The following is a 14,472-nucleotide window of genomic DNA, read 5'->3' as shown; positions in this document are numbered from 1 at the left end:
TTCAGGCTGGAGGATGCGCCCTCAGCCTTAACAAAGATCCACTACCGTGCCGGGACATGGTGAACACGGCATACGACACGGCAACGCAGACCCCTGCCGCGGGCCCCTGGGCCGCGGTGGGGGTCTCCGCGTTCGACGAGCTCGTCTATCAGGCGATCCTCCATCAGCCCGATGCCGGGGCGGCCGGCTGGGCGCTGCTGACGGGCGCCGACTCCGCGGCCCGGGTCCGCGAGGCCTGCAACCGGTTGCTCGCGCTCGGGCTGCTGCAACCGCCGGACTCCATGGGCGGAATGCGGGCGGTGGATCCACGGGTGGCGGTCCGGGCGCTGATCCGCCAGCGCGAGACGGAGTCCGAACTGCTCGCCGCCACCGCCGAGGAGATGGCGATCGCGTACGAGGCGGGACTGCTGCGCGAGGAGCCGACCCGGCTGGTGGAAGTGGTCTCCGGCGAAGGCGCCATCGCAGCCCGGCTGGAGGAGCTGTACGCGCGCGCCGAGCGCGAGGTGTGCCTCTTCGACACTCCTCCCTATCTCGCCCCGCCCGCCCCGCAGCAGGATCTCCAGGCGGATCTGCTGCGCCGCGGGATCATCTCCCGGGGCATCTACGCGGCGACCGCCCTGGAGGATCCGAAGGTACTGGCCCAGGCCCTGCGGATGGGTGAACTCGGCGAGCGGGCAAGGGTGTTGCCCTCGGTGCCGACGAAGCTGCTGGTGGTCGACGGGTCCCGGGCGTTGCTTCCGCTGACCGCGTCGGCGGCGGGCGGGTACTGCTGTGTGGTGGTGCGGCACTCCGCGGTGACCGAGGCACTGCAGCGGCTCTTCGACATGGCCTGGCAGCAGGCGACTCCCCTCGGCATGCCCGTGCAGGACAGTGAACTGTCCGAGGAGGAACGGATGGTGATACGGCTGCTGACGGCCGGGATGAAGGACGAGGCGGTGGCCCGTCATCTGGGGGTGAGCCTGAGGACCCTGCGGCGGCGGGTGAGCGAGTTGCAGGAGCGGCTGGGGGCGGCGAGCCGGTTCCAACTGGGGGTGCGGGCGGCGCAGCGCGGCTGGGTGTGAGTCGGCACCGTGAAGGGCGGCCCTTCACGGTGCGGGGCCGCGTCCCCGATGACCGGGGCGCGGCCCTCAACCTGCCTGCCTGTGTGAAGTCTTACGCGCGGATCGGGCCGCGCAGCACGTACTGCAAGACGCTGCCGTTGCGGCAGAGGTCCGCTTCACCGGGGGTGTCGATGCGGACGACCGCGTCGAACTCGACGCTGCTGTCGGTGGTGACCTTCACCGTGCGCGGGGTGGTGCCGTTGTTGAGCTCCTCGACGCCGGTGAAGGAGAAGGTCGCCGCACCGGTGGGACCTCGGCGCCTCGTTCCGCGTCACTGGCTGTGTGATCATTCGGTGTGCTCAGGGCGCACCCATGAGGCGATCCAGCGATGGCGCCAGAACCGGGGCGAGCGCCTCGGCGTACGCCTCTGAGAGGTGACTGTCGTCGCGGTAGACGGCGGTGTCGGCGACGACTATGGGGCAGATGCCGGTGCGGGGGCCCACACCGATTGGACTCTGCACAAACACTCATGCTGTTCACCGACAGGCTCGTCGAATTCCGCGGCGAAGACATCGAAGAGTCCTTGCAGCGGCTGGCCCATATCGATTTCAGCTCGTCCTCGGACGTCGAGGGCGTTATCGACACGGCCCTGGCCCGCCTCGACGCCGGACACGCCGAGGATGACGTTGCGGTCATGGCGACGCGGCTCGAGAGCCGCTCCCACCCGCGCACAACACCTGACAAGTGACCGGGCATGAACGGCGGGACTGGGGGTTTCGAGATGCTAATGGGTCTCAACGTTCGTTGCGGTAAGGCGGTTTCGGCAGTCGAGAACATGTGTCGCGTATTTCTCGATCACCGGAGGCCGAATCGCGTGTGGTCCATGCGGTCGATCAGCGTCCGGGCGGTCGGAGACACTTTGGGGCGTCAGGCTTCCACGTGTCACGGTCCTTGAGAGCTTGGCCGTGGACCGGCCGCCGGACCGTGTCACCGGGGAGAGGGGGAAACGCCCGGACCGACGGGCCCAGTTCGGCCGGGTCATCGACTTCGGGCCGGAATCGGTATGGCGCGCAGACCACATTCTCTCTCCTCGGGGGTCGCAGTGCCTGCCGGGCGGGGCAGTCCAAGGCGGTCGGAGTCGTGCCGTAGTGTCGGCTGGACAGCGAGTACGCCAAGTGTCGAACGTCGTGCTGCTAGTGACGCCGAGTACGGCGATCTCATTGCGGAGTTCCGCGAGCATGTCGTCCGCGTGCCGACCGTGCTGCCGCGAGGGTGTTGAGCGCCTCCAGGCGGTGGGCCCAGGACTTGCCTCGGGCACGGACAGGCAGCCCGTCCATCGGATGCGGTTCGTGTTCGCCCTGGCTGTCGTGCTGCTGAGCGTGGCCGTTGCCCGGCCGATCCAGAGCGTGAAGTGACGCGTCCTATTCGGCGCCCGGCTCGGCGGTGAAGTCCACTTTCATGGCCGGGAGTACCTGGATCGTGCGGCCGGCGTAGGCAATCGTCGCGAAGACGGCGTTGTGGTGGACGATCACCTGGGCCGCGCTCGGCAGCGGACTGTCGGCGGGGCGCTGTGGGGTGGTGTGGCCGTCGGCGACGAGGACGAGGTCGTAGCCGCGCGAGAGCGCGCTGCGGCTGGTGGAATCGACGCAGTACTCGGTTGCGAAGCCGGTGACGACCACCCGCCGGACGCCGCGTTCGCGCAGGAGCCCGTCGAGCGGCGTGTCCAGGAAGGAGTCGGCGCTGTCCTTGTCCAGCACTGTGTCGTCGGGCTGTGGGGCCACCGCCGGATGGATGTCCAGCAGTTCGGCCGGTACGCCGGGGAGGTCGACCCGCTGGCGCAGGTAGAGAACGGGTGCGCCGGCTGCGCGGGCGCGCTCGGCGAGTTCGGCGACGCGAGCAAGGCAGGCATCGGCATCGTGCGCTCCTGCCACCAAGGCGCCCTGCAAGTCGACAATGAGCAGCGCGGTATCCGGCATGTCCGCCAGCCTATCCGCCAACGCCGCCACTGCCCGCTCTGCAGCCGCACCGACGTCGACCACGGTTCAGCCGTAGGCGGAGTCCACCCAGGCCTCGGCGTCGACGACCACTCCGTGTGCCGCACGACTCCTGGGGCCGGGCCGAACGCTCCCTGGAGTTCCCGCAGCTGTGGGTCTACATCCGCAGCATCAACCGCCGCGACGTGCCGGCGACCCCGGACGCCCCACTGGCCCTGCATCGACCAGGACTCCCAGGGACGAACGACGGCCGCGTTGCCTCGGCGCAGTGGTCCGCGTCGTCGTCCCCCTGCTGCCGGAGCGCCCGCGCCGTCCGCCCGTGGCGCCCGCGCCGTCCGCCCGTGGCGCGCGCGGCCCGTCGTACCGCGCGCGGCTGACCGGGCAACCGCCTCCGCAACCGCGGGTCAGTGCGGAGGAGCCGGGAGGGGTCTCCGTGTCCGGATTCCACAGCCGGAGGGTTCCCTCGAATCCGTCGGCTGTGGCGAGGAGGGACTCGGTGGGGGAGAACGCGACCGCAGTCACCAGGCCCTGGTGTCCGGTGAGGAACCGGCCGATGAGTTGGCGGGTGGTGGGGATCCACAGCCGGACTGTGCCGGTACTGTCGTCGCCATGACTGACGATTCGCTGCGTTTTGTCACCATCGAGCGGGCCGGCCCGGGCCGGTTCACCGCGACGAATGCCCGTGGGGGCACGCTGGGCTTCGGCACCGGCGAGGGTGCGGACTTCACTCCGGTCGAGTTGTTCCTCGCGGCGATCGGCGGCTGTACCGCGGCCGACGTGGAGGTCGCAACGACTCGTCACGAGGAACCGACCACGTTCTCCGTCACCGTGACCGGCAGCAAGGTCGAGGACGAGAGCGGCAACCGGATGTCGGACCTCGAGGTCACTTTCTCCGTCGCGTTCCCGGACGGGCCGTCGGGGGAGCGCGCCCGCACCATCCTGCCCCGAGCCGTGCAGGCGTCGCACGACCGGCTGTGCACGGTCAGCCGCACCGTCGAGGCAGGCACACCGGTCGGCGTCACCGTATCCGACAGGACGGACGGCGCCTGATTCCACCTGTGGCCCCGTCGGCCCCCGAGCCGCCCGAGAGGTCCTCACCAAGGCCGAGCAAGCCAGCCTGGCTGGCCGAGGCGAACGAACTCGAACGGGAGAAGACACCACACCACGACCTCGTCGCCCGCAAACGCGACGAGGCACACCACCTGCTGCGCCAGGCAGCCCCAGGTGCCTGCGTTGGATGGCTGATGCGGCATGGGAGAGGCGGGAACCGGGATGTTATGGCGTTGCTCCGTGAGCTCGGCCGCTTCATGCCGCGCGCGGTGGCGTGAGAGGGCTGTGCGCCAGATCGGGCATGGCTTGGGGTGGTACGACGCGCAGGCTGTGGCCGGACAGGGACCGGTATCGGTGGAGCAGGCTGTGTTCGGCGTGTGGGGTTGCCCCCGTCTTCTCCTATGAGGTCTGGCGGGCGAGGCGGAACAGGACGCGGGCGTACGTGAGGGTCGCTGCCGTGATGATCGTCGGGATGACGGCCAGTGCGAGGATGCCTACCAGGGTGCGGCCGTCTTCAGGGCCTGCGAGGTGTTCCCGGTCGTTGTCCAGCAGATACCGGTAGCCGAACCACGCCCACATCGCGAGCGACAGGAGCATCCAGCCGAGCGACCACTTCTCGATGTGGTGCCCGTCCCGACGGAGCTGTTCTGTGTCTGCCGTCATTTCTCCCCCTCTATTGCTGGTGATCGGTGGCCAGTTCATCACAGTGCGTATGTGCGGACGGGGCGGGGTCCCTTGCCGCGGGAACGATCTCCGGCGCCGTGTGTGCGGGCGTCGGGCCGGCCCCGTCCGGATCCGCGGTTGCCCCCGGGCTGTGCTGCTGAGCGGCGTGGCGCGGCGCGCATCGTCGTTTCCCGGCCTGTGCGTCCCGGGTGCCGTGGCTGCGGGAGCGGGGTTCGAAGGAGACTTCGGCCGGAGGTGAATCCTTTTCGGATCTGCCCCCTCTTGTCTGCGAACCGGCCGAACGGGCCGGCGGAACCGGGAGGAAACGCCGGGCCGGCGACGGGCCAACCCACCCCAGGGATATCCGGGCGCTCATCAGCAGCAGCCCTTGTCGTCCGCGTCCGGTCAGGTACGGTCGCTCTCCACCGCCAGGACAGCCGTCCGCAAGTCCTGCAGCGCGTGGCCGAAGCGCGGATCGGCGAGTTCGTAAGGAGTACGCCGACTGACCGGCACGGCGACCACCTGGGCGGCCGGAGCCGACGTCAGAGCCACCCGTTGCGCTTGAACCCCCGATGGATGACGAAGCAGGCGGTGGCGATGACGGCGAGGACGAGGGGGTAGCCGAAGCGCCAGCGCAGCTCCGGCATGTGGTCGAAGTTCATGCCGTAGACGCCGCAGACCATGGTGGGTACGGCGATGATCGCGGCCCAGGCGGTGATCTTGCGCATGTCCTCGTTCTGGGCGACGGTCACCTGGGCGAGGTGGGCCTGGAGGATGGAGTCGAGCAGGGCGTCGAAGGCGGTGATCTGTTCGGTGACGCGGGTGAGGTGGTCGGCGACGTCCCGGAAGTACGCCTGTATGTCTTTGTCGACGCAGGCGCGGGGTTCGGTGGCGAGCCGGTCGAGGGGGCGGGCGAGGGGGACGACGGCGCGCTTGAGTTCGAGGAGTTCGCGTTTGAGCTGGTAGATGCGGCCGGCGTCGGCGTTGCGAGGGCTGTGCGGGGAGAAGACGTCGGTCTCGACCTGGTCGATGTCGTTCTGGACGGCTTCGGCGACGCTGACGTAGTCGTCGACGACGTGGTCGGCGATGGCGTGCAGGACCGCGGAGGGGCCCTTGGCCAGCAGTTGGGGCTCGGTCTCGAGGTCCTCGCGCAGGGGGCCGAGGGAGCCGTGACGGCCGTGGCGGACGGTGACGACGAAGTCGGGTCCGGTGAAGACCATGATCTCGCCGGTGTCGACGACCTCGCTGGTCGCGGTCAGTTCGGCGTGCTCGACGTAGGTGACGGTCTTGAAGACGGAGAAGAGGACCTCGCCGTACTGCTCGATCTTGGGGCGCTGGTGGGCGTGGACGGCGTCCTCGACGGCGAGCGGGTGCAGGCCGAACAGCTCGGCCACCCGCGCGATCTCCGTCTCGGTGGGTTCGTGCAGGCCGAGCCAGACGAAGCCGTGGCCCCGCTTGCGTACCCGGGCGAGGGATTCCTCGACGGTGGGAGCGGCCTCCTGGCGGGCGCCGTCGCGGTAGATGACGCAGTTGACGACGGTGGAGCCGAGCGGGGAGCGGGCCGGGTGGCTGAGGTCCACGCGCCGTCCCCGCCGCGCGAGACGGGCGACTTTGCGCAGGTTGCCGACCATCGACATGCGGTGTACTCCTTCGCCGGGGGTCCGGCCAGTGTGCCAGGTGGCGATGAATGGACTCGTCGCCAAGGGCACCATGCGCCGGATGCAGGAGCAGGACGCCGAGCACATGTGTCTGCCCAGGACCTGGGCCGTACGGCAGAGCGGACCGGGCAGCATCCCGTGGCCGGCCCCGTCGGGCCATCGGCTGCCCTGGCAGCCGACCGGGCCATTCCGCCGCCGGGCTCGGCCCGTGGCGAGGGCCAGGCAATGAAGGGCAGCTCGGGCAGTCCCAGGACATGTGCGACGAAAGCGTTGGCCTCTCCTTCCGACGTCGTCGCCCACACCAGGTCGAAGGGAAGCGCGTCCAGCGCGGGCCCGTGGCTTGGGTTGAGCCACACGCGTAGCGGTTTCACCCGCTTGTTCGGCGGACCCCACTCGGTCAGGTGGCGCCGCTGGGCGGCTTCCCCGTGAGGCGTCAGCAGGCGGTGCGTCTCGTATCCCTCAGCTGGCACGACGCACGAGATCGACCGGCGAACGGATGGACCGGGTGAGCCTGAACCCGATCGGCCGACTCACTCCGATGTGGCTGCTCTGCGCGAGCGCGTCGATCGCGGAGACGCGGACGCCGCCGACGAGTTGATCGAACGGGCCACGGGCAAGGCGCTATGGCTGAGCTGCGGCGCCTGGCGGAGACCGGCAACTCCACCGCGACCGGCCAGCTCATCGAACTCGCCACCGAACAGGGCGACCTCACCGAACCGTGACGTCTGGCCGGCCACGGCCGTACGACCGCCGCCGAGGTACTCGACGAACTCGTCGACGAATGATCCGAGTCACGCCACCGTCATGAAGTCACTTGCTGGCGGGAGCCGGTCCGGCACGGCACGGCAACGGATGACTGCGGATGCATCGCGCGGCCTGCCGCACGACAGGGGGCGGGTGGACCGCAGCGTCCCCCGCTTCCTTGGTCTTCCCGCGTCCATGATCATGGAGTGGGCCACGGCCCGGTTGATCGTTTGGTCGTGGTCGATGGCGAGTAGATCGGCGACGATCGTCGGGACGAAGTGGCGCCCCTACAGGCGGTTGGGCCGCGGGGTCGGTATCGTCCGCTCCGATGCCCCGGGGCCGCAGCTCAGCGCCCCACACGAGGAGGAGCGCCATGGCCGATCGCCGGAAGGGAACCGAGTCGGACGACGGAGCCGCGTCGCGGGCATCGGAGGCCCGTCGGGCGAGCGCGCACGACGCGGTGCGCCTCGCGGTGGTCATCGGTGCTCTCGGCGTGGTCTTCGGCGACATCGGCACCAGCCCGATCTACACCCTCCAGACGGTGTTCAACCCGAGCGACCCGCATCCCGTCCCGGTCACCACGGACAACGTGTACGGGGTGGTGTCGCTGGTGTTCTGGTCGGTGATGATCATCGTGACGGTCACCTACGTGCTGCTGGCGATGCGCGCCGACAACGACGGTGAGGGCGGCATCATGGCGCTGATCACGCTGCTGCGGCGGTGGAGTTCACAGCGCGGGCGCCGGGCCGCCACCGTACTGGCCGCGCTCGGCATCTTCGGCGCGTCGCTGTTCTTCGGCGACAGCATGATCACCCCGGCGATCTCGGTGCTGTCCGCGGTCGAAGGACTCAAGGTCGTCGAGCCGTCGCTGGAGAGCGCGGTCGTGCCGATCACCGCGGTGATCATCGTGGCGCTGTTCCTGGTGCAGCGCCGGGGAACCGCCGCGGTGGGCCGGGTGTTCGGGCCGGTCATGATCGCCTGGTTCGTGGCCATCGGCACGTGCGGCGTCGTCGGCATCGCCGACCATCCGGTCATCCTCAGGGCACTGTCACCGACGTACGCGCTGGGCTTCCTGTTCGGCAATTGGGGCACCGCCTTCTTCGCCCTGGCCGCGATCGTGCTCGCGGTCACCGGCGCCGAGGCGCTCTACGCCGACATGGGGCACTTCGGCCGCCGGGCGATCACCCGAGGCTGGCTGTTCCTCGTACTGCCCGCCTGCGTCCTGAGCTACCTGGGCCAGGGCGCGCTGATCCTCGACGATCCGGACAACATCAGCAGCCCGTTCTTCCTGCTCGTGCCCCACTGGGGACGCTGGCCGATGGTCCTGCTGGCGACGGCGGCGACCGTGATCGCCTCCCAGGCGGTGATCACCGGCGCGTACTCGGTCGCCTCCCAGGCGGCAAAGCTGGGCTACCTGCCGCGGCTGCGCATCGCGCACACCTCCGAGTCGACCATCGGTCAGATCTACGTCCCCTGGATCAACTGGCTCCTGATGGTCTCGGTCCTCACCCTGGTCTTCGCCTTCCGCTCCTCCGCGGAACTGGCCTACGCCTTCGGTATGGCGGTCACCGGCACCATCACCATCACCACCCTGCTCTTCTTCTACGTCGCCCACGCCAAGTGGGGTACACCCAATTGGCTGCTCGCCATCGGCGGAGGCGCGCTCCTCTTCGTGGACCTGCTGTTCGTGGCGGCCAACATGACCAAGCTCGTGCACGGCGCGTGGCTGCCGCTGCTGATCGGACTCACCGCGTTCACCGTCATGACGACCTGGCAGCGCGGCCGCGAACTCGTCACGGCGGAACGGGCGCGCCAGGAGGGCCCACTGCCCGAGTTCATCGAGCACCTTCGCGCGGGGCAGGAACCGACGGTCCGGGCGCCCGGCACGGCCGTCTTCCTGAACCGGGACAAGGAGACCGCACCCCTGGCCATGCGGGCCAACGTCGAGCACAACCACGTGCGGCACGACCATGTCGTGATCCTCTCCATCAAGACCCAGCCCGTGCCCCGCGTCCCGGCCGGCCAGCGGATCGTGGTCGACGACCTCGGGTATGCCGACGACGGGATCATCCACGTCACCGCAAGGTTCGGCTACATGGAGATTCCGGACGTACCCGGCACACTGGCCCTGCTCGACCCGGCCGAAACCGAAGGGCCCCTGCAGCTCGACCAGGCGTCCTACTTCCTGTCGAAGATTGAGCTCCGGCGCGGGAAGGCGCCGACGATGGCGCCTTGGCGCAAGCGGCTGTTCATCGCCACCTCCTACATCACGGCCGACGCCGCCGAGTACTTCAGCCTGCCCCGCGACCGCACGGTCATCATGGGCTCGCACATCGAGGTGTAGGTGCTACACGCCCCATGACCCGTCTTGTCCTTCAGCGGCCCCGTGCACCGGTATCGCCGGTAGCAACTGGGCGCGAACATGCGACCCCCTGTCGGCGTCACCCGACCGGCCGGTAGCTGTGGACCGGCTCCCGAGGGTGTGTTCAGAGTCCTTGTGTCAGGAAGGCGGCGTCCGGGACCTGGACCGTCTTGGGGGCGGTGCGGGGGAGGAGGCCGAGGATCTGCGCGACGACGTACTGTGCCGACATCATGGCTCCCTCCTGCCAGCCGGGCAGCGGGGATGCCTGGTCGCCGACAACGTAGAAGCGGCCCTCGCCCTCGGGCTGCAGGAGCTGCTTGTAGGCGACCTGGTGATCAGGGTCGGCCGGATCCCAGTCGGCCCAGCCGCCGAGCTGGTGCGGCACCTTGTGCCAGGCGATGGTCACCCCCAGGTCCTGGGGCACGGTGGTCTTCTCCAGGAACTCCCGGTGCAGCTGTGCGGCGCCGTCCCGGGCCATGCGCAGCCGGTCGGCCGGCGCGAGTTTGCCCATGTCCTCGGCGTGATTGCCGAAGTTGTACGCCCCGGTGAGGGTGCCCGTCTGGGAGAAGTAGTCGTTGGACGGGTACCAGAACTGGGTGATGGGGTGGTCGGTCCAGCTGATGCCTCCGTAGATCTGGTTGTGGTCGTCCTCCCAGAACCGCCGGTTGGCCTGCCAGCCGACCTTGCACGTCGGCGCGAATGGCACCGCTGCCACGGCGTTCCGGAACCCCGGGGAGAAGCCGGTCAGAGGGAGCCGCTTCAGGACCGGCAGCGGGATGTTGCTCACGCAGTAGTCGGCCGTCGTTGTCAGTTCCTGTCCGCCCGAGCGGTGGGTGACGCTGACTGCGTCTCCCGTCAGGTCGATCGAGGTGACCTCGGCCTCGAGTACGACGGTCACGTCGTACTCGGAGGTGATCCGTTCGGTGAGGGCGTGGACGATCTTGTCCATGCCGCCGACCGGCTGGAACATCGTGGCCTGCCACAGGTAGTCCACCGGCTGGTAGAACCTGTGCTTCCAGAACTGCGACTGAATCAGTTCGACGAGGGGCACCGGTGGCGCGGGCCGGGGGAATTCGTGGACGTCGAGGGGCTCGTCGTAGCCGGAGCGGGTGGAGCCGTGGTACTCGCCTTCCTCGTCCAGGTCGCCGAACTTGACCAGCAGGTCCCGCAGCAGTCCGGTGAACTCGTCGCTCTCGGTCAGGGCGGCGGACAGGAGCGCGGCGAGGTGGCCGCGGGTGTCGTTGGCGATCCGCCGGTTGCGCCAGGGTTGACTGGGCGGGGTGTGTCCCGCGCTGTGTAGGACGTTCGCCGTCGTCTCCATGATGTACGGCTGCAGAGGCACCCCGAGGTCGGTGCAGTACTTGAGGACTCGGCGGTGGTGGTACGGAATGCGGCCGGGGCCGAGGTTGAGGTAAAGGTCCTCGTCGAACGCGCAGGTGTGGGTCAGCACCGGGCTGTCGCCCTCGCCGTCGAGTTCGTACAGCTTGTCGCCCTTGCGGGCGGTGCGGTTGCGGCCGCCGGTGCGGGTCTGGGGCTCCAGGACCGTGCACCGGTAACCGAGCCTGCCCAGTTCGTAGGCGGTGGTGAGACCACCGACGCCTGCGCCGAGGATGAGTACCGACGGCTCCTCGCCGGCCGCCGCGCGAGGTGCGGCGGCGAAGTCCGGCGTGGTGCCTTCGCCGGAGCTCAGCGGGCCGGCGAGGCCGGACATGGCGTGGTAGAGCGACTGCGCGGATGCGGAGGGGGTGGCGGACGTGCGGGTACTCATGGCTCACCTCTCGGGTCGGACGGGACGGTGCCGCTCCCGGTTCGTCTGGCTCCTGTGGCTTGTGCGGTGAAGAGCCCGTGGGACCCGCCGCGGGAGGGCCCCGAAGAGACGAGGCCTGGCCATGAAGAGCCGTGCGAAGTGCGGGTTGGGCCTGCGCAAGGGGGTCCTTCCCGGTCTGGCGAGAGCGGACGCCGACCGTCCGGGTGAGCACACGGAACGGAAGCGGGCGCACGCCGGCGTGCGCCCATGCCTGCCGGCCTGCGGGCGGACAACCTTCGCGAAGCCGTGTGCGGCCGGAGGGAGGTGACTGGTGTGCCGGGCGCGGCCGGGAGTAGTCCGGAACCCCGGCCGACTCTTCAGAGAGCCCCTGCATGCCGCCTGTGGCTCACCGCACTTGCGGCATATGCCGCCGTCAATAGTCTGATTAGTGGCAATAGGGGTGGTTCGGTGCGTGGTTTCGCGCTGGACCACCCGTTCCGTGCGACTGGAGGAGTTCCCAAGATGCAGCAGCCTCACCCGGCGGACCTGCGCGCGGTGGCGACCTACCGCGATGACGGTGACGTCAAGCTCGAAGGCATCTCACTCACCTGGCGGATCGGCGCGAACGCCCCCGGCCAGGGCACCACGGAGCCGCCCGACTGGAACGGCGGACGCCCGGACTACCCGCACCACTACGAGGTGTGGCTGGACGGGCGTCTCGCGCAGACGGTGGACCTGTACTGGGCGGCCTGGTATCCGCACTGGCAGTCGGCCAACCGGCACTGGGTGTGCCTCGGAGAGACCCCAGCCCGCGAGTACCGGGTGAGGATCCGGGCCCGGCACGCCAACGGCGCCTGGGGGCCGTTCACGGATGAGGTCACCGTCGACACGTCGACGTCCACGCCCTACAACGTGCACATCCCCAGGCACGACGAGGAGCGTGGGGATGACGGCCGGGAGCGGCACGGGAGTCTGGAGTTCCCGGTCAGCCGGGCGATCCGGGCGATCCGTGACGAGGACGATGCCCCGATCTGCCAGAAGGCGCGCGAGTTGAACACCTCGACCACCTGGCAGGAAGTGGTGCCTCCCGGCACGGCCGGCAACCCGCCGTGGAACGAGGCCCGCGGGTACCTGGAATACCGCAAGTTCTTCCAGGGCGCCAACGTGGCATCGGCAGCGAATCCCGCCTTCCAGGGCCTGGACCTGGCCGGCGGGGACGGCCTGGGTGACTGGCCGACCAGCACGCTGGAGGCCGTGGACGGCCGTCACACCTTCACCTACAACTACAGGCAGAACCACCTGGGCCCGAAGTGGACTCACCAGTGGTTCATCACCACAGAGGACTGGGACCAGGCCCAGGGAATCTCCTGGGACGTGCTGGAGCCGACGCCCTTCATGGTCGAGTACCACGGCGGCGGCACACACGCCGACCAGGAGCTGCACTACGCGACCGAGGCACTGGCGTCCCGGAAGGGACGGCACGCCATCGTCAACGTCTGGGGCGGCGGCGACGCCGGACACGACTTCAAGGGCGAGTTCTTCGTCAGCGTCTCCGACGTCGAATTCCGCTAGGCGCGCGCTGCGAGCCCGCCAGTCCCACGGACCAGCACGTCGTGCTGCCGAGAGGACTGTCGGCCGTGAGGTCCAGAACCTCGCCGACGGTCCCGGTCGTGCGCACCGCGTCGAGCTTGCGGATGGCTTCGCTGACGGTCCGCTTGTCGGCGTCCTGTGTGATGCGTCTCTTTCCTGGGCCAACAGGCTGGTCAGCTCCACGAAGTCCCTGGGCGTGGTACGCCGTGAAAAGTGCCTCGAACCGCGTCAGGTACTGGATGCAGGGCTCGTTGCGATCCATGAGGCTGTCGGAGCCGTGACGGCCGAACAGCCGGTACCGCTCCAGCAGGCCGAGGCCCAGGCAACGCTCGCCCGGGAATGGACCGCCCAGACAGTCGGCCGACCGGAGCAGCATGCCAAGGCAGCAGGAGGGGTGGGACCGAAGACCGCCCCATACTGGCAGGCGCAGATCGCCCGCCGGCCGGACGAGTGCCGTTCTGCCCACATGCCCGGCCAGGATGAACATCCGCCTGTTCCTGAGATCGAGTAAGGCGGGCCCGCACAGGGCATGTGCTGCAAGCAGTTGCCTGGCGCAGGGCTCACACGACGGCTGCGCGATCTCGTCCCAAAGCCGCCAGGAAGCCCCCTCCTCCCGGCGGCGTCGGCAAACCGGCCATCGAAAGGCAGGGACACGCAGGAGAGGGGCCAACCACCCTCACAGCCGCACCGCAGAAAGGAAATCGCCTGTGCTCCAGAGTCATCTGAGCAGGTCCGGTCCCGTGGCCCAAAACCGGTACCACAGGTACGTACAACACCCTGTGCAATGCTGGACACTGCCACAGGACACCGAGCCGACGCTGCCCAGATGGCGAAGAACTCTGCCAGGCATACCTGGTGGCAGTCGGACCTGCCGACTGACCTCACGACAAACCCAGCGACGACACCACTGGCCGAGCGGCTGGTTCTTGAGCCGAGGCTCCGGTGACCCTGCCCAGGCTCACAGCCGGAAGCGGCCTCCGGCCCTTCTCTTCCAGCGGGCGAACGACGGCGAGAGACACGATGACCGACGTCGTGCAGTCGCCGGCCCGGGATCCCCCGGAGCAGCCGCACCCCTTCACGCGAATGAGACGGGGAGACTGCTCTTCGTGGTGACCCTGGTCGTTCAGTCGCGCTCACGCCGCTGCAACCCGTGTGCACGGGCGGGGGCCCGGTCCACGCTGCCCAGCGGGCAGCGTGGAGGTTCTCGTGTCCCCGGTGCGCGAAGTGCCGCTGTGACCCGACGCAGCGTTCAGTATTGCTCGGTCTCCACGAAACCCGTGTCCACGTCGTCGGTGCCGAAGGTGTCCGCAGCGGCGGTCGGGTTGAATCCGGGCGGGCTGTCCTTGAGTCCGAGGCCCATGCCGGCGAGTTTTTCCTTGACCTCGTCGATGGACTTCGCGCCGAAGTTGCGGATGTCGAGGAGGTCGGCCTCGGAGCGGGCGACGAGCTCACCCACGGAGTGGACGCCCTCGCGCTTCAGGCAGTTGTACGAACGGACGGTGAGGTCGAGCTCCTCGATCGGCATTACCAGATCGGCGGCGAGCGCGGCGTCCACCGGAGACGGGCCGATGTCGATGCCCTCGGCGTCGATGTTCAGCTCGCGGGCGAGACCGAACAGCTCGAC

At 69.1% G+C, this 14,472-nt stretch carries 12 protein-coding genes and 1 pseudogene; 5 read left to right on the top strand and 8 right to left on the bottom strand.

All coding sequences use genetic code 11. The features are described from left to right. Positions 1-56: 56 nt before the first annotated feature. Positions 57-1,061, top strand: coding sequence for a helix-turn-helix transcriptional regulator (locus IE275_RS44020; protein ID WP_189718328.1), 1,005 nt, complete (start codon positions 57-59; stop codon positions 1,059-1,061). Positions 1,062-1,152: 91 nt separating this feature from the next. On the opposite strand, the pseudogene IE275_RS44015 reads toward IE275_RS44020, so the two are convergent. Next, positions 1,153-1,353, bottom strand: a pseudogene (locus IE275_RS44015) (hypothetical protein); the annotation flags it as partial. A 75-nt stretch (positions 1,354-1,428) separates the two neighbouring features. Here IE275_RS44015 and IE275_RS47450 point away from each other — a divergent pair. After that, positions 1,429-1,788 carry a SpoIIE family protein phosphatase gene (locus IE275_RS47450; protein ID WP_189718327.1) on the top strand — a complete coding sequence of 120 codons (360 nt, stop codon included), beginning with the start codon at positions 1,429-1,431 and terminating at the stop codon, positions 1,786-1,788. 673 nt (positions 1,789-2,461) lie between these two features. On the opposite strand, the gene IE275_RS44005 is transcribed toward IE275_RS47450, so the two are convergent. Together IE275_RS44005 and IE275_RS47445 are read right to left on the bottom strand one after the other, a co-directional pair. Further along, positions 2,462-3,016 carry an isochorismatase family protein gene (locus tag IE275_RS44005; RefSeq protein ID WP_189718326.1) on the bottom strand — a complete coding sequence of 185 codons (555 nt, stop codon included), beginning with the start codon at positions 3,014-3,016 and terminating at the stop codon, positions 2,462-2,464. A gap of 189 nt (positions 3,017-3,205) precedes the next feature. Continuing rightward, positions 3,206-3,556 carry a WD40 repeat domain-containing protein gene (locus IE275_RS47445; protein ID WP_189718325.1) on the bottom strand — a complete coding sequence of 117 codons (351 nt, stop codon included), beginning with the start codon at positions 3,554-3,556 and terminating at the stop codon, positions 3,206-3,208. Between the two features lie 87 nt (positions 3,557-3,643). Here IE275_RS47445 and IE275_RS43995 point away from each other — a divergent pair, with 87 nt between their 5' ends. Next, a complete protein-coding gene (locus IE275_RS43995) occupies positions 3,644-4,084 on the top strand; it encodes an OsmC family protein (protein WP_189718342.1) in 441 nt (146 codons plus the stop codon). A gap of 399 nt (positions 4,085-4,483) precedes the next feature. Here IE275_RS43995 and IE275_RS43990 read toward each other — a convergent pair whose 3' ends face one another. Both IE275_RS43990 and corA read right to left on the bottom strand, forming a co-directional pair. After that, positions 4,484-4,747 (bottom strand): hypothetical protein, encoded by a 264-nt coding sequence (locus IE275_RS43990; RefSeq protein ID WP_189718324.1) that lies wholly within the window; start codon positions 4,745-4,747, stop codon positions 4,484-4,486. Between the two features lie 542 nt (positions 4,748-5,289). Continuing rightward, positions 5,290-6,384 carry a magnesium/cobalt transporter CorA gene (gene corA / locus IE275_RS43985; protein WP_189718323.1) on the bottom strand — a complete coding sequence of 365 codons (1,095 nt, stop codon included), beginning with the start codon at positions 6,382-6,384 and terminating at the stop codon, positions 5,290-5,292. A gap of 1,138 nt (positions 6,385-7,522) precedes the next feature. Between corA and IE275_RS43975 the strand changes: the two genes are divergently transcribed. Further along, positions 7,523-9,493 (top strand): potassium transporter Kup, encoded by a 1,971-nt coding sequence (locus IE275_RS43975; protein ID WP_189718322.1) that lies wholly within the window; start codon positions 7,523-7,525, stop codon positions 9,491-9,493. Between the two features lie 142 nt (positions 9,494-9,635). Here IE275_RS43975 and IE275_RS43970 read toward each other — a convergent pair whose 3' ends face one another. After that, a complete protein-coding gene (locus IE275_RS43970) occupies positions 9,636-11,279 on the bottom strand; it encodes a flavin monoamine oxidase family protein (protein ID WP_189718321.1) in 1,644 nt (547 codons plus the stop codon). A 501-nt stretch (positions 11,280-11,780) separates the two neighbouring features. Between IE275_RS43970 and IE275_RS43965 the strand changes: the two genes are divergently transcribed. After that, complete coding sequence (locus tag IE275_RS43965) at positions 11,781-12,830, top strand: lytic polysaccharide monooxygenase auxiliary activity family 9 protein (RefSeq protein WP_189718320.1); 1,050 nt, start codon at positions 11,781-11,783, stop codon at positions 12,828-12,830. On the opposite strand, the gene IE275_RS43960 is transcribed toward IE275_RS43965, so the two are convergent. Both IE275_RS43960 and IE275_RS43955 read right to left on the bottom strand, forming a co-directional pair. Further along, a complete protein-coding gene (locus IE275_RS43960; protein ID WP_189718319.1) occupies positions 12,802-13,335 on the bottom strand; it encodes a hypothetical protein in 534 nt (177 codons plus the stop codon). The genes IE275_RS43965 and IE275_RS43960 overlap by 29 nt on opposite strands. A gap of 762 nt (positions 13,336-14,097) precedes the next feature. Then, positions 14,098-14,472, bottom strand: a 375-nt coding sequence (locus IE275_RS43955) for a DNA-directed RNA polymerase subunit alpha C-terminal domain-containing protein (protein ID WP_308435792.1), incomplete at its 5' end; no start/stop codon positions are given.

Source organism: Streptomyces phaeofaciens, assembly GCF_014648915.1.
Taxonomy (GTDB): Bacteria; Actinomycetota; Actinomycetes; order Streptomycetales; family Streptomycetaceae; genus Streptomyces; species Streptomyces phaeofaciens.
Note: the sequence above shows the minus strand (reverse complement) of the source record. Positions and strands in the feature narration are given on the sequence as shown.